The sequence below is a fragment of the Rhodococcus sp. BP-316 genome (assembly GCF_019836105.1).
GTDB lineage: Bacteria > Actinomycetota > Actinomycetes > Mycobacteriales > Mycobacteriaceae > Rhodococcoides.
The window spans coordinates 49284-75884 of the sequence record NZ_JABUEE010000005.1; the positions used below are offsets into that span (position 1 = coordinate 49284).

Annotated in this window: 31 protein-coding genes and 1 tRNA gene; 10 read left to right on the forward strand and 22 right to left on the reverse strand. The window is 68.7% G+C overall.

Translation table 11 applies throughout. The features are described from left to right. Nucleotides 1-53: 53 nt before the first annotated feature. From HQ312_RS11035 to HQ312_RS11050, 4 genes are read left to right on the forward strand one after another with little or no spacing between them, the layout of a single operon-like run. Entirely contained in the window at nucleotides 54-1436 is a 1383-nt protein-coding gene (locus HQ312_RS11035) for a branched-chain amino acid ABC transporter permease (RefSeq protein WP_027506768.1), read from the forward strand. 2 nt (nucleotides 1437-1438) lie between these two features. Beyond that, complete coding sequence (locus tag HQ312_RS11040) at nucleotides 1439-2431, forward strand: branched-chain amino acid ABC transporter permease (protein WP_027506769.1); 993 nt, start codon at nucleotides 1439-1441, stop codon at nucleotides 2429-2431. Next, nucleotides 2421-3434 carry an ABC transporter ATP-binding protein gene (locus HQ312_RS11045; protein ID WP_027506770.1) on the forward strand — a complete coding sequence of 338 codons (1014 nt, stop codon included), beginning with the start codon at nucleotides 2421-2423 and terminating at the stop codon, nucleotides 3432-3434. The genes HQ312_RS11040 and HQ312_RS11045 overlap by 11 nt, the downstream gene beginning before the upstream one ends. Beyond that, nucleotides 3431-4255: an ABC transporter ATP-binding protein gene (locus tag HQ312_RS11050; protein WP_027506771.1), complete on the forward strand. Its 825-nt coding sequence runs from the start codon at nucleotides 3431-3433 to the stop codon at nucleotides 4253-4255. Before HQ312_RS11045 ends, HQ312_RS11050 begins: the two co-directional genes overlap by 4 nt. A 214-nt stretch (nucleotides 4256-4469) precedes the next feature. Here the strand turns inward: HQ312_RS11050 and HQ312_RS11055 are convergent, their stop codons facing one another. Further along, the gene (locus tag HQ312_RS11055; RefSeq protein ID WP_027506772.1) at nucleotides 4470-5807 is read right to left on the reverse strand and encodes an ABC transporter substrate-binding protein; all 1338 of its coding nucleotides are present in this window, start codon (nucleotides 5805-5807) and stop codon (nucleotides 4470-4472) included. A 189-nt stretch (nucleotides 5808-5996) separates the two neighbouring features. Then, a complete protein-coding gene (locus HQ312_RS11060; protein ID WP_027506773.1) occupies nucleotides 5997-6602 on the reverse strand; it encodes an ANTAR domain-containing response regulator in 606 nt (201 codons plus the stop codon). Nucleotides 6603-6751: 149 nt separating this feature from the next. Here HQ312_RS11060 and HQ312_RS11065 point away from each other — a divergent pair. Next, nucleotides 6752-6828: transfer RNA gene (locus HQ312_RS11065), tRNA-Leu, on the forward strand. A 21-nt stretch (nucleotides 6829-6849) separates the two neighbouring features. Here the strand turns inward: HQ312_RS11065 and HQ312_RS11070 are convergent. Further along, a complete protein-coding gene (locus HQ312_RS11070) occupies nucleotides 6850-7227 on the reverse strand; it encodes a hypothetical protein (protein ID WP_222638626.1) in 378 nt (125 codons plus the stop codon). Between the two features lie 72 nt (nucleotides 7228-7299). Here HQ312_RS11070 and HQ312_RS11075 point away from each other — a divergent pair, with 72 nt between their 5' ends. Genes HQ312_RS11075 through HQ312_RS11085 form a run of 3 tightly spaced genes read left to right on the forward strand, consistent with a single transcriptional unit; the run spans nucleotide 7300 to nucleotide 8908 of the window. Next, complete coding sequence (locus HQ312_RS11075) at nucleotides 7300-7758, forward strand: anthrone oxygenase family protein (protein WP_308123873.1); 459 nt, start codon at nucleotides 7300-7302, stop codon at nucleotides 7756-7758. Beyond that, nucleotides 7755-8252, forward strand: coding sequence for a DNA-deoxyinosine glycosylase (locus tag HQ312_RS11080; protein ID WP_222638627.1), 498 nt, complete (start codon nucleotides 7755-7757; stop codon nucleotides 8250-8252). The genes HQ312_RS11075 and HQ312_RS11080 overlap by 4 nt, the downstream gene beginning before the upstream one ends. Continuing rightward, nucleotides 8249-8908: a YoaK family protein gene (locus tag HQ312_RS11085; protein ID WP_056447941.1), complete on the forward strand. Its 660-nt coding sequence runs from the start codon at nucleotides 8249-8251 to the stop codon at nucleotides 8906-8908. The genes HQ312_RS11080 and HQ312_RS11085 overlap by 4 nt, the downstream gene beginning before the upstream one ends. 9 nt (nucleotides 8909-8917) lie before the next feature. Here the strand turns inward: HQ312_RS11085 and HQ312_RS11090 are convergent, their stop codons facing one another. Next, entirely contained in the window at nucleotides 8918-9283 is a 366-nt protein-coding gene (locus HQ312_RS11090) for a helix-turn-helix transcriptional regulator (RefSeq protein ID WP_082544652.1), read from the reverse strand. Between the two features lie 128 nt (nucleotides 9284-9411). On the opposite strand from HQ312_RS11090, the gene HQ312_RS11095 reads away from it, so the two are divergent. Beyond that, nucleotides 9412-9660, forward strand: a complete 249-nt coding sequence (locus tag HQ312_RS11095; protein WP_027506778.1) for a helix-turn-helix transcriptional regulator — start codon at nucleotides 9412-9414, stop codon at nucleotides 9658-9660. Here the strand turns inward: HQ312_RS11095 and HQ312_RS11100 are convergent. The 9 genes from HQ312_RS11100 to HQ312_RS11140 all read right to left on the reverse strand — a co-directional run bounded on the left by HQ312_RS11100 (nucleotide 9635) and on the right by HQ312_RS11140 (nucleotide 19119). Next, the gene (locus HQ312_RS11100) at nucleotides 9635-10510 is read right to left on the reverse strand and encodes an acyl-CoA thioesterase II (protein WP_027506779.1); all 876 of its coding nucleotides are present in this window, start codon (nucleotides 10508-10510) and stop codon (nucleotides 9635-9637) included. The two genes, HQ312_RS11095 and HQ312_RS11100, sit on opposite strands and share 26 nt — an antisense overlap. A 60-nt stretch (nucleotides 10511-10570) precedes the next feature. Continuing rightward, nucleotides 10571-11989, reverse strand: coding sequence for a pyruvate kinase (gene pyk / locus HQ312_RS11105; protein WP_222628600.1), 1419 nt, complete (start codon nucleotides 11987-11989; stop codon nucleotides 10571-10573). 99 nt (nucleotides 11990-12088) lie between these two features. Further along, entirely contained in the window at nucleotides 12089-12877 is a 789-nt protein-coding gene (locus HQ312_RS11110) for a TM2 domain-containing protein (protein ID WP_222638628.1), read from the reverse strand. Beyond that, on the reverse strand, nucleotides 12855-13859 hold the full coding sequence (lgt, locus tag HQ312_RS11115) for a prolipoprotein diacylglyceryl transferase (protein WP_222629192.1): 1005 nt from the start codon (nucleotides 13857-13859) through the stop codon (nucleotides 12855-12857). Before lgt ends, HQ312_RS11110 begins: the two co-directional genes overlap by 23 nt. Next, nucleotides 13859-14662 carry a tryptophan synthase subunit alpha gene (gene trpA, locus HQ312_RS11120; RefSeq protein WP_374198297.1) on the reverse strand — a complete coding sequence of 268 codons (804 nt, stop codon included), beginning with the start codon at nucleotides 14660-14662 and terminating at the stop codon, nucleotides 13859-13861. The genes lgt and trpA overlap by 1 nt, the downstream gene beginning before the upstream one ends. A gap of 20 nt (nucleotides 14663-14682) precedes the next feature. Continuing rightward, nucleotides 14683-15942, reverse strand: a complete 1260-nt coding sequence (gene trpB / locus HQ312_RS11125) for a tryptophan synthase subunit beta (protein ID WP_027506783.1) — start codon at nucleotides 15940-15942, stop codon at nucleotides 14683-14685. Nucleotides 15943-15997: 55 nt separating this feature from the next. Further along, nucleotides 15998-16807, reverse strand: coding sequence for an indole-3-glycerol phosphate synthase TrpC (gene trpC, locus HQ312_RS11130; protein ID WP_222628595.1), 810 nt, complete (start codon nucleotides 16805-16807; stop codon nucleotides 15998-16000). Between the two features lie 114 nt (nucleotides 16808-16921). After that, nucleotides 16922-17581: a TIGR02234 family membrane protein gene (locus tag HQ312_RS11135; protein ID WP_222638629.1), complete on the reverse strand. Its 660-nt coding sequence runs from the start codon at nucleotides 17579-17581 to the stop codon at nucleotides 16922-16924. Further along, on the reverse strand, nucleotides 17578-19119 hold the full coding sequence (locus tag HQ312_RS11140) for an anthranilate synthase component I (protein ID WP_261782244.1): 1542 nt from the start codon (nucleotides 19117-19119) through the stop codon (nucleotides 17578-17580). The genes HQ312_RS11135 and HQ312_RS11140 overlap by 4 nt, the downstream gene beginning before the upstream one ends. Before the next feature lie 140 nt (nucleotides 19120-19259). On the opposite strand from HQ312_RS11140, the gene HQ312_RS11145 reads away from it, so the two are divergent. Beyond that, entirely contained in the window at nucleotides 19260-19766 is a 507-nt protein-coding gene (locus tag HQ312_RS11145) for a MarR family winged helix-turn-helix transcriptional regulator (RefSeq protein ID WP_222638631.1), read from the forward strand. 10 nt (nucleotides 19767-19776) lie between these two features. Here HQ312_RS11145 and hisI read toward each other — a convergent pair whose 3' ends face one another. The 9 genes from hisI to hisD are packed head-to-tail and all read right to left on the reverse strand — an operon-like array spanning nucleotide 19777 to nucleotide 26579. Next, the gene (gene hisI, locus HQ312_RS11150; protein ID WP_056447928.1) at nucleotides 19777-20139 is read right to left on the reverse strand and encodes a phosphoribosyl-AMP cyclohydrolase; all 363 of its coding nucleotides are present in this window, start codon (nucleotides 20137-20139) and stop codon (nucleotides 19777-19779) included. Further along, nucleotides 20136-20909 (reverse strand): imidazole glycerol phosphate synthase subunit HisF, encoded by a 774-nt coding sequence (gene hisF / locus HQ312_RS11155; protein WP_222638632.1) that lies wholly within the window; start codon nucleotides 20907-20909, stop codon nucleotides 20136-20138. Before hisF ends, hisI begins: the two co-directional genes overlap by 4 nt. Next, complete coding sequence (locus HQ312_RS11160) at nucleotides 20906-21751, reverse strand: inositol monophosphatase family protein (RefSeq protein WP_222638633.1); 846 nt, start codon at nucleotides 21749-21751, stop codon at nucleotides 20906-20908. Before HQ312_RS11160 ends, hisF begins: the two co-directional genes overlap by 4 nt. After that, nucleotides 21748-22500, reverse strand: coding sequence for a bifunctional 1-(5-phosphoribosyl)-5-((5-phosphoribosylamino)methylideneamino)imidazole-4-carboxamide isomerase/phosphoribosylanthranilate isomerase PriA (gene priA, locus HQ312_RS11165; RefSeq protein WP_056448077.1), 753 nt, complete (start codon nucleotides 22498-22500; stop codon nucleotides 21748-21750). The genes HQ312_RS11160 and priA overlap by 4 nt, the downstream gene beginning before the upstream one ends. A gap of 52 nt (nucleotides 22501-22552) precedes the next feature. Further along, nucleotides 22553-22792 (reverse strand): hypothetical protein, encoded by a 240-nt coding sequence (locus HQ312_RS11170; protein WP_027506792.1) that lies wholly within the window; start codon nucleotides 22790-22792, stop codon nucleotides 22553-22555. After that, complete coding sequence (gene hisH / locus HQ312_RS11175) at nucleotides 22789-23406, reverse strand: imidazole glycerol phosphate synthase subunit HisH (protein WP_261776191.1); 618 nt, start codon at nucleotides 23404-23406, stop codon at nucleotides 22789-22791. The genes HQ312_RS11170 and hisH overlap by 4 nt, the downstream gene beginning before the upstream one ends. A gap of 50 nt (nucleotides 23407-23456) precedes the next feature. After that, complete coding sequence (gene hisB, locus HQ312_RS11180; protein WP_222638775.1) at nucleotides 23457-24074, reverse strand: imidazoleglycerol-phosphate dehydratase HisB; 618 nt, start codon at nucleotides 24072-24074, stop codon at nucleotides 23457-23459. A gap of 34 nt (nucleotides 24075-24108) precedes the next feature. Then, entirely contained in the window at nucleotides 24109-25245 is a 1137-nt protein-coding gene (locus HQ312_RS11185; protein WP_222638635.1) for a histidinol-phosphate transaminase, read from the reverse strand. Then, nucleotides 25242-26579 carry a histidinol dehydrogenase gene (gene hisD, locus HQ312_RS11190; protein ID WP_027506796.1) on the reverse strand — a complete coding sequence of 446 codons (1338 nt, stop codon included), beginning with the start codon at nucleotides 26577-26579 and terminating at the stop codon, nucleotides 25242-25244. The genes HQ312_RS11185 and hisD overlap by 4 nt, the downstream gene beginning before the upstream one ends. Nucleotides 26580-26601: the final 22 nt, after the last annotated feature.

Sequence of the window (26601 nt, forward strand, 5' to 3'; positions counted from 1 at the left end):
TGCAAGCAGAGCCGAGATTCCTCGGCGTTAGTCGACCGTCCGAGAGGACCCCCGTGCCCCCCTCGAGTCCTCGACGGCCCGGACGAACGACGGCCACCGCCGCCCTCGTCCGCGCGCTCGTCGTCGTACTCCTCGGCCTCATCGCCGCAGCCACCTTCGGTGGAACGGCCCTGGCCCAGGAACCCACTCCGTCCCCCACTCCGAGCTCGAGCTCCCCACCCGCGAGCGGCTCCGAGTCCGACTCCGCTCCACCCGCCGACGCGGTGAACGTCAGCGGCAGCCTGAACAACGCCGGTGAACGCCTCGTCGGCGTCGACGTCGTGGCCCTCGACTCCGGAGAGTCCGAGGTGGCTCGCACCACGTCGGAAACCGGTGGGCGATGGACACTTCCGGTCTCACCCGGCAGTTACACGTTCCGCGTCGACCCCGAGACCCTGCCCGACGGTGTCTCCGTGCAGGGCGACGTCGAACGCACCGTCGAGGCAGGTCGCGCCAACACCGTCATCTTCAGTTTCGGTGAGGAACGCAGCGCCACGGTCGTCCCGTTCTACGAGAAGTTCCTGCGCACCACCATCGACGGGCTGCGCTTCGGACTGGTCATCGCGCTCGCCGCGATCGGTCTGAGCCTCATCTTCGGCACCACCGGGCTCACCAACTTCGCCCACGGCGAGTTGGTCACGCTCGGCGCCGTCGCAGCATGGGTCTTCAACCAGAAGCTCGGGATCCAGCTGATCCCGGCGACCGTCCTGGCGGTGATCGTCGGTGTGGCGGTCGGCTGGGCGAACAACGCCGGACTCTGGAGACCGCTGCGCAGACGCAAGACGGGCCTCATCGGCCAACTCGTCGTCTCGATCGGTCTCGCGATCGCCCTGCGGTACCTGATCCTCATCTTCTTCTCCGACCGCGCCGAGCCCTACAAGGACTATCAGGCGCAGGTGCAGCGTGAGTGGGGGCCGTTCGCCATCACCGACGTCAACCTCGCCTGCATCGTCATCAGCGTCGTGGTGCTCGTGCTCGTCGCGCTCATGCTGCAGAAGACCCGTATCGGCAAGGCCATGCGCGCCGTCGCCGACAACCGCGATCTCGCCGCGTCGTCCGGCATCAACGTCGAGCGCGTCGTGACCTTCGTCTGGTGCATGGGTGGCGGTCTCGCCGCTCTGGGCGGCGTGCTGTTCGGGCTCTCCGAGCTCGGCGGACGCGTCCAGTGGGAGATGGGCTTCAAGCTCCTCCTGCTCATGTTCGCCGGCATCACCCTCGGTGGCCTCGGTACGGCGTACGGCGCCCTGCTCGGCTGTGTCATCGTCGGTCTGCTGGTGCAGTGGTCGACGCTCGTGATCAACCCCGACCTCAAATACATCGGAGGATTGCTCGTCTTGATCGTCATCCTCATCGTCCGGCCGCAAGGCATCCTGGGCTCGCGGCAAAGGATCGGCTGACCATGGACATCATCGGAGCAATCCAGGTATCGCTGGCCCAGCTCGTCGGGCCCTCCGCGATCTTCTACGCACTTCTCGCCATCGGACTGAACCTGCACTTCGGCTACGCAGGACTGCTCAACTTCGGTCAGATCGGCTTCGCCCTGCTGGGCGGATACGGCGTCGGCATCATGACCATCACGTACGAACAGCCGCTGTGGCTCGGCATCCTCGTCGGACTCGCGGCAGCCGGTCTCCTCGCGCTCGTGCTCGGTATCCCCACCCTGCGACTGCGGGCGGACTATCTCGCCATCGTCACCATCGCGGCGTCGGAGATCCTGCGACTGGTCTTCCGGTCCACCGCGTCGAACGGTGTCACCGGATCGACCAACGGCCTCTTCGGTTTCGCCGATCCGTTCACCAACCTCAGCCCGTTCGACTCGGGCAAGCAGTACTCGTTCGTCGGCGTGAAGTTCTACGGCGACGACCTGTGGGCCATGGTGGTCGGATGGTCACTGGTGCTGATCCTGTGCGGACTCGTGTACCTGCTCACGCACAGCCCCTGGGGACGCGTCCTCAAGGCGGTGCGCGAGGACGAGGACGCCGCCCGCTCGCTGGGCAAGAACGTCTTCGTCTACAAGATGCAGGCCCTCGTCCTCGGTGGCGTCATCGGCGGTATGGGCGGCGTGTTCAACGCTCTGCAGACCAAGTCGATCAACCCCGACTTCTACTCGACGGCGCAGACCTTCTTCGCCTTCGGCGCACTGATCCTCGGCGGTGCGGCCACGGTCTTCGGTCCGGTCGTCGGAGCCATGCTCTTCTGGTTCTTCCTGTCGATCCCCGACGTGCTGCTGCGTCAGGCCGCCGCCGGCGACGACCCGCTCATTCCGATGACCGAACAGCAGGTCGGCGCCACACGATTCGTCCTCCTCGGCATCCTCATCGCGGTGCTGATGATCTTCCGCCCGCAGGGACTGCTGGGCAACAAGCGGGAGGTACAGCTCGATGCCAAGTAACACCATCGCGGCACGCAAGCCGCTCAGCGCCGAGGTGCGCGCGGCGTTGTTCGCCGACGTCGCGAACACCCCCGGCGTCGCCAAGCCCGACCCGACCATGGTGGTCGACGGCGTGTCCCGGACCTTCGGTGGCCTCAAGGCCGTCGACGTGGCACACCTCGAGATCCAGCGTGGCTGCATCACCGGCCTGATCGGCCCGAACGGCGCCGGCAAGACGACCTTGTTCAACCTGCTCACCGGGTTCGACCAGCCGGACACCGGGTCCTGGTCGATGGACGGCAAGTCGCTGGGCAGGATGACGCCGCACCAGGTGGCGCGCCACGGTGTGGTGCGGACATTCCAGCTGACGAAGGCACTGTCGAAGCTGACCGTCCTGGACAACGTCCGGCTCGGTGCCACGGGACAGAAGGGTGAGCGGATCTTCAACACGCTCATGCCGTGGACGTGGAAGGCGCAGGAGCGGGAGGTGACCGAGCGTGCGCGGGAACTGCTCGCGCGATTCAAACTCGACGCGAAGTCCGAGGACCTCGCGGGATCCCTCTCCGGCGGACAGCGCAAGCTGCTCGAGATGGCGCGAGCGCTCATGACCGATCCCGCCGTCGTCATGCTCGACGAGCCCATGGCCGGCGTCAATCCCGCACTGACGCAGAGCCTTCTGGGCCACATCAAGTCGCTGCGCGACGACGGCATGACCGTCGTCTTCGTCGAGCACGACATGGACGTGATCCGCGACATCAGTGACTGGGTCGTGGTCATGGCTCAGGGCAGCGTCATCGCCGAGTCCGCGCCCGCGCAGTTGGCGGACAACGAGGCCGTCGTCGACGCGTACCTGGGAAGCCACCACGATCAGGCGCTCGAGTTCGACGCCGACGGAAATCCTGTGGGCGCCACGGCAGAACTGGCCGAGGCGCTCGAGCAGGCCGAGGTCGAGACACTCGAGTCGGGCGGAGATCTCTCCGCGGCCGAACCCGAGATCGGGACGGACAAGAGGACCACGACATGACCGAATCCGGAGCGACCACATCCGGGGGAACCGGGCTCACCGCAGCAGAATTCGCGGCGACACCGGACGAACACCGCCGCCTGGCCACCGACGCGCTCGTGCGTGCCGACGACCTGGTGGCCGGATACATCCCCGGCGTGAACATCCTGAAGGACTGCAACTTCTATCTGAACGACGGCGAGATCGTCGGCATCATCGGCCCCAACGGTGCCGGCAAGTCGACGTTGCTCAAGGCACTCTTCGGTCTCATCCCGATCCGCAGCGGATCCGTCACGCTGCGCGGCGACACCATCACGTCCGCCGAGGCGCACGTGCTGGTGACCAAGGGTGTCGGCTACGTTCCGCAGACGCAGAACGTGTTCCCCTCGCTCACCATCGAGGAGAACCTCGAGATGGGGATCTACCTGCGGCCGAAGAAGTTCCAGGAGCGGTTCGACTTCGTCAGCGAACTGTTCCCGCTGCTCTCCGAGCGTCGCAAGATCAAGGCGGGCGCACTGTCCGGCGGTGAGCGCCAGATGGTGGCCATGGGCCGCGCCCTGATGATGGAACCGTCCGTGCTGCTGCTCGACGAGCCGTCGGCGGGCCTGTCCCCCATGTTCCAGGACGAGGTGTTCATTCGCTGCAAGAAGATCAACGCGGCAGGCGTCTCCATCATCATGGTGGAGCAGAATGCTCGCCGGTGCCTCCAGATCTGTGACCGCGGCTACGTGCTGGATCAGGGCAAGAATGCGTACACCGACACCGGCACGAACCTGATGAACGACCCCAAGGTCATCGAGCTGTACCTCGGCACGTTGGCGGGGAGCAAAGAGAAGAAGTAGTACCCGCGCACACCGACAGGGGCGCTCCGAGTTCGCTCGGGGCGCCCTTCTCGCTGTCTGCGGCCCCTCACCCTCGGCGAGTACGTCCGAAGTGCCGTGCAACGAGCCGTATTCACAGCACTGTCGACGTACTCGCGGGAGGAGCAGCCGAGCCTCACGACAGCAGAACGGGCCCGACTCCAGTGGAGTCGGGCCCGTTCCGGGCTACTGCAGATCAGCCGCCGACGACGATGTAGTCCTCGGTGGTGAGCTTGTTGTCCGGTCCGAAGACCAGCTTGCCGTACGAGCCGACGGACGGCTCGCCGCCGTCGGTGAACGCGAGCTCACCGGTGACACCGTCGTAGTCGATGTCGGTTCCGGCCTTCACCAGCGGCAGGCACTCCTGGAACGTGGTGCACTTCGTTCCGTCCTTGGTGACGGAGTTGATGTTCGCCGCGATGTCGACACCCGCGGTGGACTTCGCCTGCTCCGCGGCCAGGGCGGAGATCACGACGGCGTCGTAGGACTCACCGGCGTAGTTGAAGTCGACCAGAGCCGGGTTGACGGCCTTGAGACGGTCCTGGAAACCGGCGCCCACGTCGGTGAGCGGCGTGGTGCCACGCATGGTGTCGAGCAGGCCGGGTCCGACCGACTCGCCGAGGGCGTTGCCCATGTTGCCGTCGACGCCGTAGACGGCGGTGCCGTCCGACGGTCCGATGCCGATCTCGTGCATACGGGTGATGATCTTCGCCGACTCCTCGAAGCCGATGATGGCGACGGCGTCCGGGTTGAAGTTCTTCACCTGGTCCACCTCGGCGTTGAACGACTGCGCGTTGGGGTCGTAGATGATCTTCTGGATCTGGTCGGACGCGATGCCGGCGTCCTCGAGGTTGGTGACAGTGTTGCTCGCCAGGCCCGTACCGTACGGGTCGTTGAGCGCGAGGATGGAGACGCGCTGGCCGCCGTCCTCGGCGATGAGCTGCGAGAGCGCCTGTGCCTGAAGCACATCGGTCGGTGCCGTGCGGAAGTACTGGCCCTTGTCCGCGTAGCAGACGAACTGGTCGGAGGTGTTGGCCGGCGAGATCTGCACGACGCCGGCGCTGGCGATCTTGTCGATGACCTTGAGGGACACCGAGGACGACGCTGCACCCAGGATGACACTGACGCCGGCCGCGAGCTCGCGGTCGACGGTGCTGTTCGCGGTGTCCGTGGTGGTGTCGCCCGAGTCGCCGGGGATGAGCTCCATCGGCTGGTCGAGAACGCCACCGGCGCCGTTGACGTCGTTGACGGCGAGCTGCACGCCGGCGACCTCGGGCGGGCCGAGGAAGGCGAGGCTACCGGTCTCGGGAAGCAGTGTGCCGAGCTTGAGCGGAGTGGTCACCGGCGTCGCGCCGGCAGTTGCCTGCTCGGGTGTGCAGTCGGTGTCCACGGTGGCCTCCGCAGCCGCGGAAGAGCCGCCGGCAGCGCTGGTTTCGCTGCCGGAACTCGAATCGTCGCTCGAGGAACAGCCGAACAGGGCGAGCGAAGCGACGCTCACCACCGCAGCCGTCCGAACGATGGTTCGTCTTGCCATCTGTCGTCTCCTAGAAATATGTGCGTCACGCACCCGATACCGTGACGCTCGTGAAGGAGAACCTATCGCTCCCCGACGGTTCGCGACCCGTGGAACAAGCCCTGTGACCTTACTGTGACGTCTACGCAGCCAGTTTTAACGCAGCCGTAGCCTGGCACAGTCTTCGAGGCCGGATCACGGCACTCGGTGTCACGCGACGGGGGCGTCTCCGAGCGTCTCGATGACGACGGAGGCGACCGCTTTCATGGTGGTGCGGCGGTCCATCGCGGCCCGCTGGATCCACGTGAAGGCCTCCGGCTCGGAGAGCGACTGGGACGTCATCAGCAGACCCTTGGCGCGCTCGATGAGTTTGCGCGTGTCGAGGCGGTCGTGGAGATCCGCGATCTCGGTCTCCAGCGCGGAGATCTCGGTGAACCGGCTGGCGGCCAGTTCCACGGCGGGCACGAGGTCCGCCTTCGTGAAGGGCTTCACCAGATACGCCATGGCGCCGGCGTCGCGGGCCCTCTCGACGAGCTCGCGCTGGCTGAAGGCCGTCAGGATCACGACCGGAGCCAACCGAGCCGCGGCGATCTCGGAGGCCGCGTCGATACCGTCTCGACGCGGCATCTTCACGTCCATGATCACCAGATCCGGAACCAGGGCGCGGACGAGGTCCACCGCTTCCTGACCGTCCGCGGCCTCGCCGACGACGTCGTACCCCTCCTCGCGCAACATCTCCACGAGGTCCAGCCGAATGAGTGACTCGTCCTCCGCGACCACCACACGACGTGGCTGCGACGGTGCCGGTGTGTTCACGCTGACTCGCCCTCCCTCGATGCACTTCTCCCCCGCGGCGGCGCCGTTCTCGACGCTGCGCCCGGGCCGTCGTCAGGGTACCGGTGCACCGCATCCGGCACCGATCTTCTACACTCGGTGACCGCACCAGCTCGCCCCGCGAGCGGTTCGCCCTCGTATCCCAATTGGCAGAGGAAACGGATTCAAAACCCGTGCAGTGTGAGTTCGAGTCTCACCGAGGGCACCAGTACATCTCCCCCGCAGCCGCTCAGGCCATCGATCGAACGTCCAGCGAGAGCGCGAATCCCGGATCGGCCGGCCCCGTCGTCAGGCGCAGAACGTGGCGCCCCACCCGTCGGCATGCGAAGGAGATCGGGAACGCCACAGCCTGCTGCTCCCCCTCGAGGTGACCGGCGACGGGCAGTTCGAACACGTGCAGAGGCTCGTCCTCGCCGTCCGTGATCTCCACCCGTACCCGCTCACCCGACACGTCGTCGGGGCCACGCTGCAGCAGGACCACCAGGTAGGCCTCGACGGGCTGCGCGAGGGACGGGAGCACACACCAGTCCCAGATGCCGCCGAGCACGTCGAGCTTCTGGTCCGACTGGCGCGCGTAGTCGGCGAAGAAGGCACTCGTGACGATCATCGGACGACCCCGGCGGTGGGCACCGTGATCTGATGGGACGACAGAACCGCCGCATCATCGAAAGGCTCCGTCGTGTCCGTTCTGCTCTCCGCCGCCGTCGTCGCGGCGGGTGTCGGTTCCGCTGCGGTGGCCGGCGTCCTGCTGGCCTTCTCCATCGCCGTGATGCCGGCGCTGGGCGTACAGCCCGCGTCCGCCGCCACGGCGGTGATGACGCGCGTGAACGTGGTCATCGTCGCTCCCGTCTTCATGGTCCTGCTGTTCGGTACCGCGGCGGCATCGGTCCTCGCCGCCGTCACCGCGTTCCTCGAGCCTGGCACAACCGCCGTTCTCGTCGCAGCGGCGGCGGCGCTCTACGTCGCGGGCTGCCTCGGCGTGACCGTCGCCGTCAACGTGCCGCTCAACGATCGGCTCGCTGCCGCGGAGGACGTGTGGCCCGAGTACCTCACTCGGTGGACCCGGTGGAACCACGTCCGCGTGATCGCGGGACTGGGTGCGTCGGTGCTGTTCGTCGTCGCCGGTGTCGCAGCATGACGGTGGTGCACGGCTTCGCCCCGCTCGTCGGCGACTCGCCGCACACGCTGGTGCTCGGTTCCATGCCGGGGGTCGCGTCGCTGACAGCCGAGCAGTATTACGCCCATCCGCGGAACGCGTTCTGGCCCATCATGACTCACCTCTTCCACCTACCCGGGGATGCCGGTTACGCGGAGCGCGTGCGCGCACTCACGGCCGCGGGCGTTGCGGTGTGGGACGTTCTCGAACTGTGCACTCGCGAGGGCAGTCTCGACTCGGCCATCGAGAGCGACACGGTGGTGCCGAACGACATCGACGCGCTGCTCACGGCCCACCCCACCCTGGACCGCATCGTGTTCAACGGCGCCGCGGCGGCGCGGCTGTTCGCTCACCACGTGGCGCTGTCCCGGCCCGTCGAGACGTTCCGTCTGCCGTCCACCAGCCCTGCCCATGCCGCCCTGAGCACGGCGGCGAAGGTCGACGCCTGGCGCATCGTCGCGAGGGAAGACCGGTGACCGCGACGGCCTCTAGTCTGCGCTTCGCGCTCCTCGTCACCGCTGCGAGCGGGTTCCTCGATGCCTACACCTACGTCAGCCGAGGCGGCGTCTTCGCCAACGCGCAGACGGGCAACGTCATCTTCCTGGCGATCGAGGTGTCGCGGACGCACTGGCGGGACGCGGCCCAACACCTCTGGCCGATCCTCGCGTTCGTGGTCGGTGTCTCGATCGCCAACGTCATCAAGACGGGACGCGCCGAACGCCGAGTGCACCGGCCGATCCGGTGGTCCATCGCGGCGCAGGCAGCCATCCTCGCCGTGGTGGGCTTCGTACCCGCCACGGTGCCGAATGCGCTGGTCACCGTGCCGATCTCGTTCATCGCCGCGCTGCAGATCGCCCTGTTCCGGAACATCGGCGATCTCAACTACATCGCGATCGCGATGACCGGAAATCTGATGCGCGTGACCGAGGCCGGCTTCGCTGCGATCGTCGACCGCGACTCCGCCGGCCGACGGGCGTTCGGTGTCTACAGCGCCGTGATCGCCGTGTTCGTCCTCGGCGCACTCGCCGGCGCCGCCGCGACCGGGTCCGTCGGCGTCCGCGCCGCGTGGATACCGGCCGCAGTGTTGGCGGCGACGCTCGCGATCTTCGTCATCGACGAGCGCACGCCCTGAACACCCCGGTCAGTCGTGGCTCACCGGTGACCCCGATGCGACCATGCCCCGCGCCAGCTCGAGTCGACGTCGGACGGCCGTGATCAACTCGTCGTCCGTCAGCGCGGCGGCGCTGGCGGCCAACTCGATCGACGCGTCGACTTCTCGAGGCTCGAGGTAGCGCGCGACGACGAGCGCCTCCACCGGATTCCGACCGAAGTGCCGTGCGACCGCGATCACGCGATCCGCACTCGGCGTGTTCTTCCCCAGTTTCCATCTCGAGACCGACGCGGGGTCCACCCCTGCAGCCCGCGCGATCTCCACTTGTGATGCTCTGTCTGTGACGCGGTTCAGATACTCCCACCACGTCTCCCCCACCCCGGACGTCTGATCCATGGCGCGAACACTACTGACACGGACGCAAGTTCACGCGCAGTGTGTCGATTGCCCGCCCGCCAGTGCATGTGTACCTTTCGTCTCGTGCGCGCAACGAGCGCGACACGATCGATCACCGGGGGGAATCGATGGCGAATCTCGAGCTGGACCGCGACGGGCTGGAACGACTACGGCGCTTCGCTCACATCACGACCGACGGGCAACTGGCCGAACGCATCGGGGTCGACCCGGCCACGGTCTCCCGCATTCTCAGCGGGAAGTGCGCGCCCGGAACGAAATTCATCGCCGGCCTGCTCTCGGAGTTCGGGACCGACCGCTTCGACGACGTCTTCGTGGTGACCGACGACCGCGTCATCGTGCCGGGAAATGGCGGATGAGCCCTTCCTGCACCACGGTCGCCACCAATTCTCCCCCGCGCGAGAAGAATCGGCCGGTGGCCAGTCCGCGGGACCCCGCGGCGACCGGCGACTCGGTGGCGTAGAGCATCCACTCGTCGAAGCGGAACGGACGGTGGAACCAGATGGAATGGTTCACTGTCGCGGCCACGATGCGGTCGAAACCCCAGGACAGACCGTGTGTGGTGATGATCGAGTCGAGCACCGTCGTGTCCGACGCGTATCCCATCGTGGCGACGTGCAGAGCGGGATCGTCGGGCAACGGTCCGTCGGACTTCATCCATACCCTGTTGTGGTTCGACCGTTCTCCGGTGCCCTTCATGATCCAGGCCGGATCATTGGCGTACCGCATGTCGATCGGCTTCAGCGCGTCCACGAACATCTTCAGACGGTCCTCGTACCCGTCGAAGTGGTTGCCCAGCGGCGGCAGCGATTCCGGGTACTCCACCTCGGGCCACTCGACGCTGTGCTCGAGGCCGCCGCGCGAGTCCTGGTAGGCGGCGAGCATGACGAACAGCTCCTCGTCACCCTGGTAGGCCGTCACCTGACGGTTGGCGAAGGCGCGGCCGTCGCGATGACGCTCCACGCGGAAAGTGATGTCTCGCTTGACATCTCCGCCGCGAATGAAGTGTGCGTTGATGGCGTGGATCGGCCTCGCCCCGCTGACGGTGCGGCCGGCCGCGACCAGCGCCTGGGCGACCAGCTGTCCGCCGAACGTTCTGCTCCCGACCTCTGCCGGGTGACGGCCGACGTAGGTGTTCTCGTCGACCTCCGTGAGGTCGAGGATGTCCAGCAACACGTCGAGGTCGCGTGAGCGCCCCGCCGTGGCGATCGGCGCGTCCCCCCGACGCGCCGATTCCGGTCTGTCGACCGTTCCCCCCAGTTCGGTCACTTACCGGTCCTCTTCTCCGATTCGGTGCACGTGGATCAAGTTGGTGGAGCCTACAGTGCCGGGAGGCGCACCGGCGACGATCACGACCTGGTCGCCGCGGTGATAACGGTCGAGCTCGAGCAACGACTTGTCGACCTCACGCACCATGCCGTCGGTGGTGTCGACGAACGGCACCAGGAACGTCTCGGTGCCCCAGGTCAGAGCGAGCTGACTGCGCACCTCGGGGATGGACGTGAAGGCCAGCAGCGGCAGCCGCGAATGCAGACGCGCCATGCGCCGCACGGTGTCACCGGACTGCGTGAAGGCGACGAGAGCGCGTGCGTCGAGCCGCTCTCCGATGTCGCGAGCCGCGTAGGAGATGACGCCGCGCTTGGTGCGCGGAGTGTGGGTGAGCGCCGGAACCGCGTCGCCCTCCATCTCGACGGTCTCCACGATGCGTGCCATCGTGCGCACCGTCTCCATGACGAACTTGCCGACGGAGGTCTCGCCGGACAGCATGACGGCGTCGGTGCCGTCGAGCACCGCGTTCGCGACGTCGGACGCCTCCGCGCGGGTGGGACGCGAGTTCTCGATCATCGACTCGAGCATCTGCGTGGCGACGATGACGGGCTTGGCGTTGGCGCGCGCGATCTGGATGGCGCGCTTCTGCACCAGCGGCACCTGCTCGAGCGGGAGCTCGACACCGAGGTCACCACGCGCGACCATCACCGCGTCGAACGCGAGGACGATGGCCTCGAGGTTGTCGACCGCTTCCGGCTTCTCGATCTTGGCGATGACGGGGACCCGGCGGCCCACCCGGTCCATGATCGCGTGCACCAGCTCGACGTCGGCCGGCGACCGCACGAACGACAGTGCGATGAAGTCGACTCCCAGGGCCAGAGCGAACTCGAGGTCCTCGGTGTCCTTGTCCGACATGGCGGGAACCGACACGTCCATGCCGGGGAGGGACACACCCTTGTTGTTGCTGACGGGGCCGCCCTCGGTTACGCGGCAGAGGACGTCGTTGCCCTCGACACCGGTGACGACGAGTCCGACCTTGCCGTCGTCGACGAGAAGGCGGTCGCCTTCCTTGGCGTCCTGCGCGAGTTCCTTGTAGGTGGTGGAGACACGATCGTGCGAACCCTCGCACTCCTCGACCGTGATGCGGATCAGCTCACCGTTGGCCCAGGTGGTCTTGCCCTCCTTGAACCGACCGAGCCGGATCTTCGGACCCTGCAGGTCGGCGAGGATGCCCACGGCCTTCCCGGTGGCGTTCGAGGCCGCACGCACCCGCTTGTAGTTCGCCTCGTGGTCGGGGTAGTCGCCGTGGCTGAAATTCAGCCGAGCCACATCCATTCCGCTCTCGACGAGTTCCTTGATTCTCTCGTCGGTGGCAGTCGCCGGTCCCAGGGTGCATACGATCTTCGTCCGTCGGGTCACGGGCGCAAGCCTAGTCCCCGCCGGACCCGATTCCTATCGACGACGCCCCTCTATGTCCTGACAATTGGGCTACTGGCCAGTAGTTAACCGGGAGGTCGTTCAGGGTTTGAGAAGTCGGCCGTTCCCGTCGCGAACCTTGCTCGCGAGCATCACGATGCCGTCGACGAGGCACCACAGCCACACGGCCGCGTAGAGCGGGACACCGATCAACGCACCGATGATCGTCACGGTCAGCAGGACGCTCACGATGAACGAGACGAGCTGCGCCACGCCGAGAACCGTCGAGCCGATGTAGAACCGACCGATGCCCAGCGGCAGACCGACGAGCAACGGCGCCAGCTGCAGCACGCCGGCAGTCACCTTCGACTTGTCACCGAACGGTTCGCCCGTCGCCATGTCACGACCGAACGGCGCCGTCGGATCGACGCCGTAGCCACCCGGGAACGGCTGCTGCCCGTACTGCGACTGCTGCACGTACTGGGGCTGCTGCACGTACTGGGGCTGCTGCCCGTACTGGGGCTGCTGCCCGTACTGGGGCTGCTGCCCGTACTGGGGCTGCTGCACGTACTGGGGCTGCTGCCCGTACCGGGGCTGGGCGTAGGGGGTGTCCGCGGCCGGACGTGCCGACCAGTCCGTCGACTCGGGTTCGCGATTCCAGGAGCCGTACTCGCCGACGGGGTACCCGAAGGCGGCCGTGTCGCCCGCCGACGGCTCCGGGTACGTCCCGGGCGACGGGTAGGACGGGTATGCGCCGGAGCCCGGACCCTCGCCGAAACTGGCGTTGGTGTTCCACCCGGGACCAGGGGTACTCCCGGTGACGTCGTCGGACCCCACGGGGTCCGAGCCGGTCGACTTCTTCGTCAGGTCAGGCTTGTCCGGATCGGTCACGTCCCTCGTCCTCACTCGTCGTCGGGGTGGTCACCTCGTCGGTGGATCGGTTCTCGTCCTTCGCCGGAGCGTCCGCCTCGTCCGTCACCGCGTCGTTCTGCTCGACCTCGTCGGTCCGGGTGCGCAGAGCGGCCGGTTCCTCACGTCCCTTGGGTGCGAGGACGACGTACGCCAGCGCGAGCAGGAAGACGATGCCGGAGGTGAACGAGTTGACGCGGATGCCGCCGATGAGGGTGGCGAAATCGCTGCGCATCAGTTCGATGACGAAGCGTCCGGCGCAGTAGCCCGCGACGTACAGGGCGAAGATGCGGCCGTGTCCGAGGCGGAAGCGACGGTCGACCAGCACCAGGAGCACGACGACGACGACGTTCCACAGCAGTTCGTAGAGGAACGTCGGGTGCACGACCCGCTCGACGACGCCCGTGGAGACACCCGCCAGGGAGTCGACGCGGCCGTTGGCATCCACACGTTCGTAGACTTCGAGGCCCCACGGCAGCGTGGTGTCGCGCCCGTAGAGCTCCTGGTTGAAGTAGTTGCCGATGCGGCCGATGGCCTGCGCCAGGAGGATGCCCGGCGCGACGGCGTCGCCGAAGGCCGGGAGCGGGATCCCGCGTCGTCGGCAGGCGATCCACGCACCGACACCGCCCAGGAAGACGGCGCCCCAGATGCCGAGACCGCCCTGCCAGATCTTGAGGGCGTCGATCGGGTTGCCACCCTCGCCGAAGTAGGTCGGCGCGTCGGTGATGACGTGGTAGACCCGGCCGCCGATGAGACCGAACGGCACGGCCCACACGGCGACGTCGAGGACGGTCCCCTTGTCGCCGCCGCGGGCGACCCAGCGGCGGTCGCCCCACACGATCGCGACGACGATGCCGACGATGATGAAGAAGGCGTACGCCCGCAGTGCGAGCGGCCCGACGTACCAGACGCCCTGCGGCGGACTGGGGATGTAGGCGAGCACGGCGGTGTTCGCCGCGAGCATCACGACGCGGCCTTCGCCGACCGCACGCCCTCGGCGAGTTCGGCGGTGAGCGCGGAGACGGCGCCGACACCCTGGTCGACGGCGGAGACGAGCGCGGATCCGACGATGACGGCGTCGGCGTACGCGGCGATCTCCGCGGCCTGGGCACCGGATCGCACCCCGAGGCCGATGCCGATGGGGATGTCGGAGTGAACGCGGATGCGGGACACCAGTGCGGGCGCGGCGGACGACACCGCGTCGCGGGCACCCGTCACGCCCATGGTCGACGCGGCGTAGACGAAACCGCTGCTCGACTGCACGGTGCGCGAGAGACGCTCCTCCGTCGACGACGGTGCGACGAGGAAGATGCGATCGAGCCCGTGCTCCTCGGAGGCGCCGAGCCAGTCGCCGGCCTCGTCGGGGATCAGGTCCGGCGTGATCATGCCGAGGCCGCCCGCCGACGCGAGATTCGCGGCGAACTCGGTCACGCCGTACTTCATGACCGGGTTCCAGTACGTCATGACGACGGCCTTGCCACCGGCGTCGGCGATGGCCTCGACCACGGTGAAGACGTCGCGGACGCGGGCGCCGTTGGCCAGGGCGCGCCCTGCGGCGGCCGCGATGGTGGGGCCGTCCATGACGGGATCGGAGTACGGGACGCCGACCTCGATGATGTCGCAGCCGTTGTTTACGAGCGCGCGCACGGCGTCGATCGACTCGGGCACCGTCGGGAACCCGGCGGGCAGGTAGCCGACGAGGGCCGCGCGGTGCTCACCGCGGGTGTGGTCGAAGACAGGGCCCAACCGCGACGGGCCGGAGTGCACCGGGATGGGGGTGGGGGTGCTCACGTCACGTTGCCCTTCTCGTCCAGGATGCCGAACCACTTCGCGGCGGTGTCGACGTCCTTGTCTCCGCGACCGGAGAGGTTGACCAGGATCATGGCGCCGTCGCCGAGTTCACGACCGAGCTTCACGGCACCCGCGATGGCGTGCGCGGACTCGATCGCCGGAATGATGCCCTCGGTCTTGCACAGCAGCGTGAAGGCCTCCATGGCCTCCGTGTCGGTGATCGGCCGGTACTCGGCTCGCCCGATGTCGTTGAGGTACGAGTGCTCCGGTCCGACGCCCGGGTAGTCGAGCCCGGCGGAGATGGAATGCGAGTCGATGGTCTGCCCGTCCTCGTCCTGCAAAAGATACGAGAAGGCGCCGTGAAGGGCGCCGGGCGAGCCGGCACCGATGGTCGCGGCGTGCCGACCCGTCTCGATTCCGTCGCCGGCAGCCTCGTACCCGATCAGCCGGACGTCCGCGTCGTCGATGAAGGCGTGGAAGATGCCGATGGCGTTGGACCCACCACCGACGCACGCGGCGATGGCGTCGGGAAGACGACCGTGATCGTGCAGCATCTGCGCGCGCGCCTCCATGCCGATGATGCGCTGGAAATCGCGGACCATCATGGGGAACGGGTGCGGTCCGGCGACGGTGCCGAAGCAGTAGTAGGTCTCGTCCGCGTTGGTCACCCAGTCGCGCAGCGCCTCGTTGATGGCGTCCTTGAGGGTGCGCGAGCCGGACGTCACCGCGACGACGTCGGAACCGAGGAGCTTCATCCGGGCGACGTTGAGGGCCTGACGCTCGGTGTCCACCTCGCCCATGTAGACGAGGCACTCGAGGCCGAGCAGCGCACAGGCCGTGGCCGTGGCGACGCCGTGCTGACCGGCGCCGGTCTCGGCGATGACGCGGGTCTTGCCCATGCGCTTGGCGAGCAGCACCTGGCCCAGCACGTTGTTGATCTTGTGCGAACCGGTGTGGTTCAGGTCCTCGCGCTTGAGGAAGATGCGGGCTCCGCCTGCCTGCTTCGACAGGTTGGCCGCCTCGAAGATCGGCGACGGGCGACCGGTGTAGTCGCGCTGCAGGCGATCGAGCTCGTCGAGGAAGTCTCGATCGCCGCGCGCCTTGGCGTACTCGGTGGTGACTTCCTCGATGACGCCCATGAGCGCCTCGGGCACGTACCGGCCGCCGTACTTACCGAAGTGTCCACCGAGGTCGGGGTCGTGATCGGTGCGATCGGTGATGCCGTCGCTCGAGTTCGGAAGATAGCTGGTAGTCACGGTGTCGAGTCTGCCCGATGACACACCGGGACGACGAGCCGGGTGGAGCCTGAAATCAGCGCGCGGGCTTCGGGCAGGAGGGGTGCGTTCCTGCTGCGACCAGGTCACGCACAGCTGAGCGTGGGTCGCCGCTGGTGACCAGTCCCTCACCGACGAGAACCGCGTCGGCGCCCGCTCCGGCGTAGGCCAGGAGATCGGCGGTGCCGCGGACACCGGACTCGGCGACCCGGATGATGTCCGACGGCAGGCCCGGCGCGATGCGGGAGAAGGTGTCCGGGTCGACCTCGAGCGTCTTGAGGTTGCGGGCGTTGACGCCGATGACCTTGGCGCCGGCCTCGAGGGCGCGGTCCGCCTCCTCCTCCGTGTGCACCTCCACCAGCGGGGTCATGCCGAGCGACTCGGTGCGGTCGAGCAGGGACGCGAGGGCGTCCTGCTCCAGAGCCGCGACGATCAGCAGGATCATGTCGGCGCCGTGGGCGCGAGCCTCGTGGATCTGGTACGGCCCGACGATGAAGTCCTTGCGCAGCACGGGGATCTCGACGGCACGACGCACCGCGTCGAGATCGTCCAGCGATCCGTGGAAGCGGCGCTCCTCGGTGAGCACGCTGATGACGCGCGCTCCGCCCGACTCGTAGGCACTCGCGAGCACGGCGGGGTCCGGGATGTCGGCCAGCGCACCCTTGGACGGGCTGGCGCGCTTGACCTCTGCGATGACGGCGATGCCCGGCTCGATGAGCGCGGCGGCGGCGTCGAGCGCCGGCCGAGCGGCGGCGGCGGCCCTCTTCACGGAGGCGAAGTCCAGCACGGCTTCACGGGCCTGCGTGTCGGCCCGTACGCCGTCGAGGATCGAATCGAGAACGGTCATCGGTGTCCCCCGCGTCCTTCCGCCAGAGTGGTGAATGTCTGCTCGACATCGCAGTGGATGTGTGGCGCTGCTCATCCGGTGCGCTCAGAGTAGAGGCCGGAGGAACATCACCGACTAGCGGGTCTCACCGCCGCCGGGCCGATAGTCGGCACCGCCGGCGTCGTCGGTCACGGTCGGGTCGGCACCGGAGTCCAGCGCGTCCCAGATGGCACGCTCGCTCGGTTCCTCGTCCGTGTCCACAGCGACAGACCGAACGTCTTGTTCCGCGCGCTCACGGCGCACCGCGGGGCTGTCGTACCGCGCCGACAGGCCGGCCTTGGAACGAGACGTCCGCGCCACCACCACGGCGGCGGCCAGCGCGAGCAGACCGCCCAGGAGCGCGAGTGCGGCGGGCGCGCGGCTCGCCTCCGCGGAGAGGACCTCTGCACGACCGGGCAGTTCCGCCAGCGCGCCGGCGCGCTCCGGAGCCACGCCCGAGACGATCAACTGCACCGCGGGAAGGGCGGCTCCGACACCGACGAGCGCGACGAGCACCGCGAGCAGCACCGTCCACCGTCCGCGGATCGCGAACAGGGCCGCCACCGCAGCGATGGCCGCGATGGCCAACGGCGTGGTCGCCGCGGCCCACGTACCCCCGACGAGCGAGGACGTCTGCTGCTCCCCCAGCCCGTCCGAGCTGACCACCCGGACCCAGGTCATCCGCGACGACGCCCACAGTGCCAGCGCCGCGAGAGCCAGGAGCAGCGCGGCGGGACCGACGCCCCCGCGCTTCACTCGGCGCCTCCGACGGTGGTCACCGTCTCCGCTGCGGCCACCGCACTGAGCACCGCCATCGCCTTGTTGCGCGCCTCGGTGTCCTCGTACTCGGCGACCGAGTCGGCCACCACGCCGGCACCCGCCTGGACGTACGCGGTGCCGTTCTTGATGAGGGCGGAGCGGATGCAGATCGCCGTGTCGGCGTCCCCGTCGAAGTCGAGGTATCCGACGATGCCGCCGTAGACGCCGCGGCGGGTCGGTTCGAGTTCCTCGATGAGCTCCATCGCCCGCACCTTGGGAGCGCCCGACAGCGTGCCCGCCGGGAAACAGGCGCGGACGGCGTCGAGTGCGTGCCGGCCCTCGTCGAGTCGACCTGTCACCGTCGACACCAGGTGCATGACGTGGCTGTAGCGCTCGACGTGGCGGTACTCGGTGACCTTGACCGTGCCCGGCTCGCAGACGCGCCCGAGGTCGTTGCGACCGAGGTCCACCAGCATGAGGTGCTCGGAGTTCTCCTTCTCGTCGACGAGGAGATCCTTCTCCAGCAACAGGTCGTCCTCCTCGGTGGCGCCGCGCCACCGAGTCCCGGCGATGGGGTGTGTCGTCGCGAGACCGTCGGCGACCGTCACCAGCGATTCGGGGCTCGACCCGACGATCGAGAACGCGGTCTCCCCGTCCGCGCCGGGGACGTGCATCAGGTACATGTACGGGCTGGGATTGGAGCGTCGGAGCATGCGATAGACGTCCAGCGGCGACGCGGTGGTCTCCATCTCGAAGCGCTGTGACAGCACCACCTGGAACGCCTCGCCCGCCTCGATCTCCTCGACCAGGCGGTGCACGTCGGCGCCGAACCCCTCGGACGTGCGCTGGCGCCGGAACTGTGGCTCGGGTCGCGAGAAGGACGACACGGTGGACTCCGCGGCGGACGACAGCGCGACGGTCATGCGGTCGAGCCGCGCCACCGCGTCGTCGTATGCCTCGTCGACCCGCTCGTCGGTGCCGTTCCAGTTCACCGCGTTGGCGATGAGGGTGATCGCGCCCTCGTGGTGGTCCACCGCGGCCAGATCGGTCGCGAGAAGCATCACCATCTCGGGGATCTGCAGATCGTCCTCGGTGAGTTCGGGCAACCGCTCGATGTGGCGCACCGCGTCGTAGCCGAGGTAGCCCACCATGCCGCCGGTCAGCGGAGGCAGGTCCGGCAAGCGCTCCGACCGCAGCAGCTCGATGGTGGCCCCGAGCGCGTCGAGCGGATGCCCGCCCGACGGGGCGCCCACGGGTGTCTCCCCCATCCAGGCGGCCTCGCCGTCCACGACCGTGAGTGCACTGGGGCTGCCCGCACCGATGAACGACCACCGGGACCACGAGCGCCCGTTCTCGGCCGATTCGAGCAGGAACGTACCGGGCCTGTCACCGGCGAGCTTGCGGTATGCCGACAGCGGAGTCTCGGAGTCCGCGAGGACCTTGCGGACGACGGGGACCACGCGATGGACGGCGGCCAGTTGGCGGAACTGCTCCCGGGTGGTGGTTCCGGGTGCCGGGTCCTTCTGCGAATCCATGGGTGTCATCTTCCCGGGTGTCGTCCCGCCGGGTTCGGGAGGTGCCGAACGCGGTGGTCGCGCGGGCGGTGGGACACTCGACGAGTCGGAAACCGAACTGGTCGGTCGTGATCCGGCACGAGGAGAGGAACGCGCACCCGATGACCGCGACACCGCCGTCCGAGACGCTGCCGGACGAGATGCGCTGGCTCACACCGGCACAGCAGGACGCCTGGCGCGTGCTGGTCGCCTTCGTGACCCGGTTGCCCGCCGCGCTGGACACCCAGTTGCAGCGTGACTCCGGTCTTACGCACTTCGACTACTTCGTGATGGCGACACTGTCCGAGGCTCCGGATCGACGGCTGCGCCTGCGTGACCTCGCGGACTTCGCCAACGCGTCGCTGTCCCGGCTGTCGCACGTGATGACCAAGCTCGAGCGCGCCGGATGGGCCCGGCGGGAGAGCATCAGCGGTGGCCGCGGCTCCCACGCCGTTCTCACGGACGAGGGGTACGCGAAGGTGGTCGCCACGGCTCCCGGCCACGTCTCCACGGTGCGGTCACTCGTGTTCGACGGGCTGGACGACGAGCAGGTCGAGACGATGCGGGCGCTCGCCGAGGTCATGGTCACCAACCTCGACGCCGGCATCGCCCGCGACGACGGTGGCTGACCGCCGGTACTCAGGCGGTCGGGGGCTCGCTCAGCAACACGTCGGCGTCGAAGCACGAGTGATCACCGGTGTGGCACGCGCCGCCGGTCTGATCGACCGTCAGCAGGATCGTGTCACCGTCGCAGTCGAGGCGGACCTCGTGGACGTACTGTGCGTGTCCGGACGACTCGCCCTTGACCCAGTACTCCTGCCGTGACCGCGACCAGTACGTGCCCTTGCGCGTCGCGAGCGTCATGGCCAGGGCCGTGTCGTCCATCCACGCGACCATGAGCACGTCACCGGTGCCGCGTTCCTGCGCGACGGCGCACACCAGTCCGTCGTCGGTGCGCTTGAGACGATCGGCGATCGCCGGATCGAGAACGGGGGCGCTCATCGAACCTCCACACCGTCCGCGCGCAGAGCGCCCTTGACGTCGCCGATGGTCATCTCGCCGAAGTGGAAGACGCTGGCCGCGAGAACGGCATCGGCACCCGCGGCCACGGCAGGCGCGAAGTGCTCGACGGCGCCGGCGCCGCCACTGGCGATGACCGGGACCCGGACGGCCGCGCGGACAGCGGTGATCATGGCGATGTCGAAGCCGGCCTTCGTGCCGTCCGCGTCCATCGAGTTGAGCAGGATCTCGCCCACCCCGAGATCGGCCCCGCGGTGTGCCCACTCCACGGCGTCGACGCCGGTACCGCGGCGGCCGCCGTGCGTGGTCACCTCCCAACCGGACGCCGTCGGCGCCTCGCCCTCGGGCACCGTCCGGGCGTCGACCGACAGCACGATGCACTGCGATCCGAATCGAGAGCTCAACTCGCGCAACAACTCCGGTCGCGCGAGCGCTGCTGTGTTGACGGACACCTTGTCGGCACCCGCTCGCAGGAGCGTGTCCACGTCCTGCACGGTGCGGACACCGCCGCCGACGGTGAGGGGAATGAACACCTGCTCCGCGGTGCGGGTGACGACGTCCAACATCGTGGCGCGCCCACCGGACGACGCGGTGACGTCGAGGAAGGTCAGCTCGTCGGCACCTTCGGCGTCGTACTTCGCGGCGAGCTCGACCGGGTCACCCGCATCGCGCAGATCGGCGAAGTTGACACCCTTGACGACGCGACCGGCATCGACGTCCAGGCACGGGATGACGCGTACGGCGACACTCATCTCCGGACTCCTTCCCGCGCGCGCGATGTCGGTGTGTACGTGGACGGCTCGCCGACTCCGGCGAGCACCTGCAGCAGTTCCTCGTGCACGCCGGGGGCTGCGGCGAGCACCGACGTCGAGGTCACCGTCCACGGCTCGCCCGCCAGATCGGTGACGATCCCGCCGCCGGCGCGGACCAGCATCGCTCCCGCGGCGTTGTCCCACGCATGGTGACCGAACACGATCGACGCACCGAGTGTTCCCGCCGCGGTGTACGCGAGGTCCAGCCCGGTCGACCCGTGCATGCGGATCCGTGAGGAGACGCGGCTGATGTCCGAGAGCACCTGCACCCGGTAGGCGCCGGGCAACCGGCCGCGGCTGTCGATGTTGAACGCACCGAATCCGACGATGGAGGAGGCGAGTGCGGAGGTGGGCAGCGCGGGGAGCGCCTCCCCGTCACGATGCACGGGTCCGCCCTCCACCGCCCAGAAGCGTTGGCCGATCAGGGGAAGCCACGTCAGGCCGATGACCGGGCGCCCGTCGACGAGCAGCGACAGCAGTGTGCCCGCCGTGGGCAGCCCGAACGAGTAGTTGAAGGTCCCGTCGATCGGATCGAGTACCCACACGGTGCCGGACTCGACGGGTGGCCCGCCGAACTCCTCGCCGTGCACGGGGATCTGGGTCTGCTCCTGCAGTTCCTCGACCAGCCGACGTTCGAGCTCGAGGTCGACCGCGGTGGCGAAGTCGTCCGGCCCCTTGGCCACGGCGCTGGGCGCGCCGGCGCCCGCGACGAACCGCTCGTGGGTGCCGTCGAGCAGGGTGCGCGCGGTGGCCGCGAGAGCGTCCAGGTCCACGGCGGTCATGTCGCCGACGGTGCGCTGTCCGCGACGGCGGCGAGGGCCTCCGGCAGCGTGAAGCGGCCGGCGTAGAGGGCCTTGCCGACGATGGAACCCTCGACGCCCTTGTCGGTCAGCGTGGCGATGGCGACCAGATCCTCGACGGTGGACACTCCGCCGGACGCGATGACCGGCGCCTCGGTGACAGCGCAGACCTGTTCGAGCAGTTCGAGATTGGGGCCGGTGAGGGTGCCGTCCCGCGTGACGTCGGTGACCACGTACCGCGAGCACCCGTCGCGGTCGAGCCGCTCCAGCACCTCCCACAGATCGCCGCCGTCACTCACCCAGCCGCGTCCGCGCAGGCGGTGCTCACCGTCGACGATGCGCACGTCCAGTCCCACGGCGACACGATCGCCGTACTCACCGATGGCGCGGCGGCACCATTCCGGATCCTCGAGTGCGGCGGTGCCGAGGTTGACGCGCGCACAGCCCGTCGCGAGCGCTGCCCGCAGGCTCTCGTCGTCGCGGATGCCACCGGACAGCTCGACCTTCACGTCGAGTTCCCCCACCACGCTCGCGAGGAGGTCGCGGTTCGAACCGCGACCGAAGGCGGCGTCCAGATCCACCAGATGCACCCACTCGGCGCCGTCGTTCTGCCAGGCCAGCGCGGCGTCGCGCGGAGAGCCGTAGGCGGTCTCGCTGCCTGCCTCTCCCTGCACGAGACGAACAGCTTGACCATCGGCGACATCGACTGCGGGGAGAAGTACCAGGCTCACGTTCGACGAGGTTACCGGCACGATCCGCGGCGACACCGGGCAGGGCGGCGCGTCAGTCGGACGGCTCGGACCCGTCGGGCTCCTCGCCGAAGGATCGGCGAACGGACGCCTTCGCCACCAGCGACGCGCAGACGCCCGTGGCGACGAGTCCGACGGCCACCACCAGCAGCCCCACCGGACCACTCGGCTGCAGCAGCCAGAGGACGAGCGTGGTCGCGGCGAGCATCAGGGTCGCCGCACCGAGCACGAGCCCGGTGTGGCGACCCAGTGAGAACTCGCGGGGCTCGCTCATCCGAGGGTGCGGAGCCAGTTCTCGAGCAGCGTGGCGCCGGCGTCGCCGGACTTCTCCGGGTGGAACTGTGTCGCGGAGAGAGGGCCGTTCTCCACCGCCGCGAGGAACTCGCCGCCGTGATCGGCCCACGTGAGAACCGGAGCGGCGAGCGACTCGCTCGGTGCCATCTCCCAGTCCTGCACGCCGTACGAGTGCACGAAGTAGAAGCGCGTGTCGGGGTCCATGCCCGCGAACAGCACCGAGTCCTCGCCCGGGCGCACCGTGTTCCAGCCCATGTGCGGGAGCACCTCGGCCTGCAGCTTCTCCACGGTGCCGGGCCACTGGCCGCAGCCGGTGGCGGGCACGTCGAACTCGACGCCGCGGTCGAACATGATCTGCATGCCGACGCAGATGCCGAGCACGGGGCGACCCCCGGCGAGCCGCTTGTCGACGAGCTCGTCGCCGCGCACCGACAGCAGACCGTCCATGCATGCGCCGAACGCGCCGACACCGGGCACGACCAGTCCGTCGGCCTGCAGCGCGACTCGGTGATCGGACGTCACCGTGACGTCGGCACCCACACGTTCGAGTGCGCGCTGCGCCGAGTGCAGATTCCCCGAACCGTAATCCAGCAACGCGACAGACTTGCCTGCTCTTCCCGGCCGGCCTCCGGCCTTCCCGCTGCTCACAAGCTTCCCTTCGTCGACGGCACTCCCGAGACCCGCGGATCGGGCTCGACGGCCGCGCGGAGGGCGCGAGCGACGGCCTTGAACTCGGCCTCGGTGATGTGGTGCTGGTCGCGTCCGTACAGCACCCGGACGTGCAGTGCGATACGCGCGTTGGACGCGATCGACTCGAAGACGTGGCGGTTGATCACCGTGGCGTACGGGGTTCCCGGGTAGCCGCCGATGATCGCGTGCAGCATGTGCTCCGGTTCCCCGGTGTGCACGCAGTACGGCCGACCGGACACGTCGACCGAGGCGTGTGCCAGCGTCTCGTCCATCGGAATGAACGCGTCACCGAAACGGCGAATTCCCTTCTTGTCGCCGAGTGCCTGGCCCAGCGCCTGTCCGAGGACGATAGCGGTGTCCTCGACCGTGTGATGCGCCTCGATCTCGATGTCGCCCTTCGCGTGCACCGTGAGGTCGAAACTCGCGTGCGTCCCGAGCGCGGTGAGCATGTGGTCGAAGAACGGCACACCGGTGGACACGTCGACGATGCCGGTGCCGTCGAGATTCAGCTCCACCGTGATGGACGACTCCTTGGTGGTCCGCTCGATGCGCGCGATGCGGTTCGGGGTCATGATGCTGCTCACTGGTCGGATCCTCTGTTGGGGTTCAGGTGGCGGGGGCGGACGAGTGGACGACGTCCTCGGACAGGTCGGCGCTGACCTCGAGGAACCGATCGTTCTCGGCCTCGGTGCCGATGGTGACGCGGAGATGCCCCGCGATGCCGACGTCGCGGATGAGTACACCCTGATCGAGGTACCGCGACCACACCGCGGGCGCATCGTCGAACAGGCCGAACAGCACGAAGTTGGCGCTGCTGGGCACCACTCGGTAGCCCAGGACGGCGAGCCGGGCGACGACGCGATCACGCTCGGCCGCCAGCTCGGCCACCGAGGCCAGCGTGTCGTCGGCATGGCGCAGTGCGGCGCGCGCAGCAGCCTGCGTGAGCACCGACAGGTGGTACGGCAGCCGCACCAGGAGCAGTGCGTCCACGACGGCCGGAGCGGCCACCAGGTACCCGAGTCGCCCACCCGCGAACGCGAAGGCCTTGCTCATGGTCCGGCTGACGACGACTCGGCTGGGGAACTCGTCGATGAGGTCGACCGCGCTGGGCGCCGCCGAGAACTCGCCGTACGCCTCGTCGACGACGAGGATCCCGGTGGTCGCGGAGGCGAGACGCCGGAGGTCGTCGAGCGAGAGACTGTGCCCCGTCGGGTTGTTGGGGCTGGTGACGAACACGACGTCCGGCGTCATCGACTCGATCGCGGCCACGGCCGCGTCGACGTCCAGCGAGAAGTCGTCACGCCGGTGCAGATCGAGGAACTCGGTCTGCGTGCCCGCCGAGATGATGGGGTGCATCGAGTACGACGGCACGAATCCCAGCGCCGTGCGTCCCGGCCCGCCGAATGCCTGCAGCAACTGCTGCAGGATCTCGTTCGATCCGTTCGCGGCCCACAGGTTGTCGACGGTGACGGGCACCCCCGTACGGGCCGCCACGTACGCGGCGAGATCCGTGCGCAGTGCGACGGCGTCCCGATCGGGATAGCGGTGCAGCGACGCTGCCGCCTCCCGCACGGAGCGGGCGACGTCCTCCACGAGCGCTGCCGACGGTGGGTGCGGGTTCTCGTTGGTGTTGAGCTGCACCGGCACCTCGAGCTGCGGCGCACCGTACGGAGACTTCCCGACGAGCGAGTCGCGCAGCGGCAGGTCCGACAGTGCGGTCCCGGCGCCGGGCGCGGCCGTCACGATCGGCTCTCGAACCGCACGCGGACGGCATCACCGTGCGCCGGCAGATCCTCCGCGTTCGCGAGGGCGACGACGTGCTTCGCGACGCCGTCGAGAGCGTCGCGCGAATAGTCGACGATGTGGATGCCGCGCAGGAAGGTCTGCACCGACAACCCGGACGAGTGACGGGCGCATCCGGCCGTCGGCAGGACGTGGTTCGACCCGGCGCAGTAGTCGCCGAGGCTCACCGGCGACCACGGTCCGACGAACACCGCTCCGGCGCTGCGGATGCGGCCCGCCACCTCGGAGGCGTTCTCGGTCTGGATCTCGAGGTGTTCCGCGGCGTAGGCGTCGACCGTGCGGATGCCGTCGGCCACCGTGTCCACCAGCACGATGCCCGACTGCTCACCGGACAGCGCCGTCGCGACGCGTTCGGAGTGCTTGGTGGTGAGCGTGCGCTCGGCGACCTCGCGCGTGACGGCGTCCGCCAGGGCGACCGAGGTGGTGACGAGCACGCTCGCCGCCAGCACGTCGTGTTCGGCCTGCGAGATCAGATCGGCGGCGACGTGCACCGGGTCGGCGGTGTCGTCGGCCAGGATGGCGATCTCGGTGGGCCCGGCCTCGGAGTCGATGCCCACCGCTCCACGGCACAGCCGCTTCGCCGCGGTGACGTAGATGTTGCCCGGGCCGGTGATCATGTCCACGGGCTCGAGCGGCGCACCGTCGGTGTCCACGCCGCCGTAGGTGAGCAGTGCGACGCCCTGGGCACCGCCGACCGCCCAGACCTCGTCCACGCCGAGCAACGCTGCCGCCGCCAGGATGGTGGGGTGCGGGAGGCCGCCGAAGTCCGCCTGCGGCGGCGAGGCGACGACGAGGCTGCCGACGCCGGCGACCTGCGCGGGGACGACGTTCATGACGACGGACGACGGGTACACGGCGTTGCCGCCCGGTACGTACAGTCCGACTCGCTCGACCGGGACCCACTTCTCGGTGACGGTTCCACCGGGGACGACGGTGGTCACGGTCTCCGACCGACGCTGATCCTCGTGCACGATGCGCGAACGCTCGATGGACACCTCGAGTGCCGCCCGCACGTCGGGATCGAGCTGGTCCAGAGCCTTCTCGAGCTCGGCGGCCGGGACTCGCACGGAGTCGGGACGCACGCGGTCGAACGTCTCGCTGTACTCGAGCGCCGCGTCGGCGCCGCGCTCACGCACCGCCTCGACCACCGGGGTGACCAGATGCAGCACCGAGTTCACGTCCACTCCACCCCGTGGGAGAACCGCGCGCAGCTCGGCGGTGGACGGAGAGCTGCCGCGTAGATCCACGCGTCGCAACTCGGTGCGGGCAGTCATGGGTGATCCTCTCGGGTCGAGC

Excerpts from the sequence above, each read along its gene's own strand:
- HQ312_RS11040 (WP_027506769.1), top strand. The coding sequence starts at position 1,439 with ATGGACATCATCGGAGCAATCCAGGTATCGCTGGCCCAGCTCGTCGGG.
- HQ312_RS11045 (WP_027506770.1), top strand. The coding sequence starts at position 2,421 with ATGCCAAGTAACACCATCGCGGCACGCAAGCCGCTCAGCGCCGAGGTG.
- HQ312_RS11050 (WP_027506771.1), top strand. The coding sequence starts at position 3,431 with ATGACCGAATCCGGAGCGACCACATCCGGGGGAACCGGGCTCACCGCA.
- HQ312_RS11055 (WP_027506772.1), bottom strand. The coding sequence starts at position 5,807 with ATGGCAAGACGAACCATCGTTCGGACGGCTGCGGTGGTGAGCGTCGCT.
- HQ312_RS11070 (WP_222638626.1), bottom strand. The coding sequence starts at position 7,227 with ATGATCGTCACGAGTGCCTTCTTCGCCGACTACGCGCGCCAGTCGGAC.
- HQ312_RS11080 (WP_222638627.1), top strand. The coding sequence starts at position 7,755 with ATGACGGTGGTGCACGGCTTCGCCCCGCTCGTCGGCGACTCGCCGCAC.
- HQ312_RS11090 (WP_082544652.1), bottom strand. The coding sequence starts at position 9,283 with ATGGATCAGACGTCCGGGGTGGGGGAGACGTGGTGGGAGTATCTGAAC.
- HQ312_RS11095 (WP_027506778.1), top strand. The coding sequence starts at position 9,412 with ATGGCGAATCTCGAGCTGGACCGCGACGGGCTGGAACGACTACGGCGC.
- lgt (WP_222629192.1), bottom strand. The coding sequence starts at position 13,859 with ATGCTCGCGGCGAACACCGCCGTGCTCGCCTACATCCCCAGTCCGCCG.
- trpC (WP_222628595.1), bottom strand. The coding sequence starts at position 16,807 with ATGACCGTTCTCGATTCGATCCTCGACGGCGTACGGGCCGACACGCAG.
- HQ312_RS11140 (WP_261782244.1), bottom strand. The coding sequence starts at position 19,119 with ATGGATTCGCAGAAGGACCCGGCACCCGGAACCACCACCCGGGAGCAG.
- HQ312_RS11145 (WP_222638631.1), top strand. The coding sequence starts at position 19,260 with ATGACCGCGACACCGCCGTCCGAGACGCTGCCGGACGAGATGCGCTGG.
- hisI (WP_056447928.1), bottom strand. The coding sequence starts at position 20,139 with ATGAGCGCCCCCGTTCTCGATCCGGCGATCGCCGATCGTCTCAAGCGC.
- hisF (WP_222638632.1), bottom strand. The coding sequence starts at position 20,909 with ATGAGTGTCGCCGTACGCGTCATCCCGTGCCTGGACGTCGATGCCGGT.
- HQ312_RS11160 (WP_222638633.1), bottom strand. The coding sequence starts at position 21,751 with ATGACCGCCGTGGACCTGGACGCTCTCGCGGCCACCGCGCGCACCCTG.
- HQ312_RS11170 (WP_027506792.1), bottom strand. The coding sequence starts at position 22,792 with ATGAGCGAGCCCCGCGAGTTCTCACTGGGTCGCCACACCGGGCTCGTG.
- hisB (WP_222638775.1), bottom strand. The coding sequence starts at position 24,074 with ATGACCCCGAACCGCATCGCGCGCATCGAGCGGACCACCAAGGAGTCG.
- hisD (WP_027506796.1), bottom strand. The coding sequence starts at position 26,579 with ATGACTGCCCGCACCGAGTTGCGACGCGTGGATCTACGCGGCAGCTCT.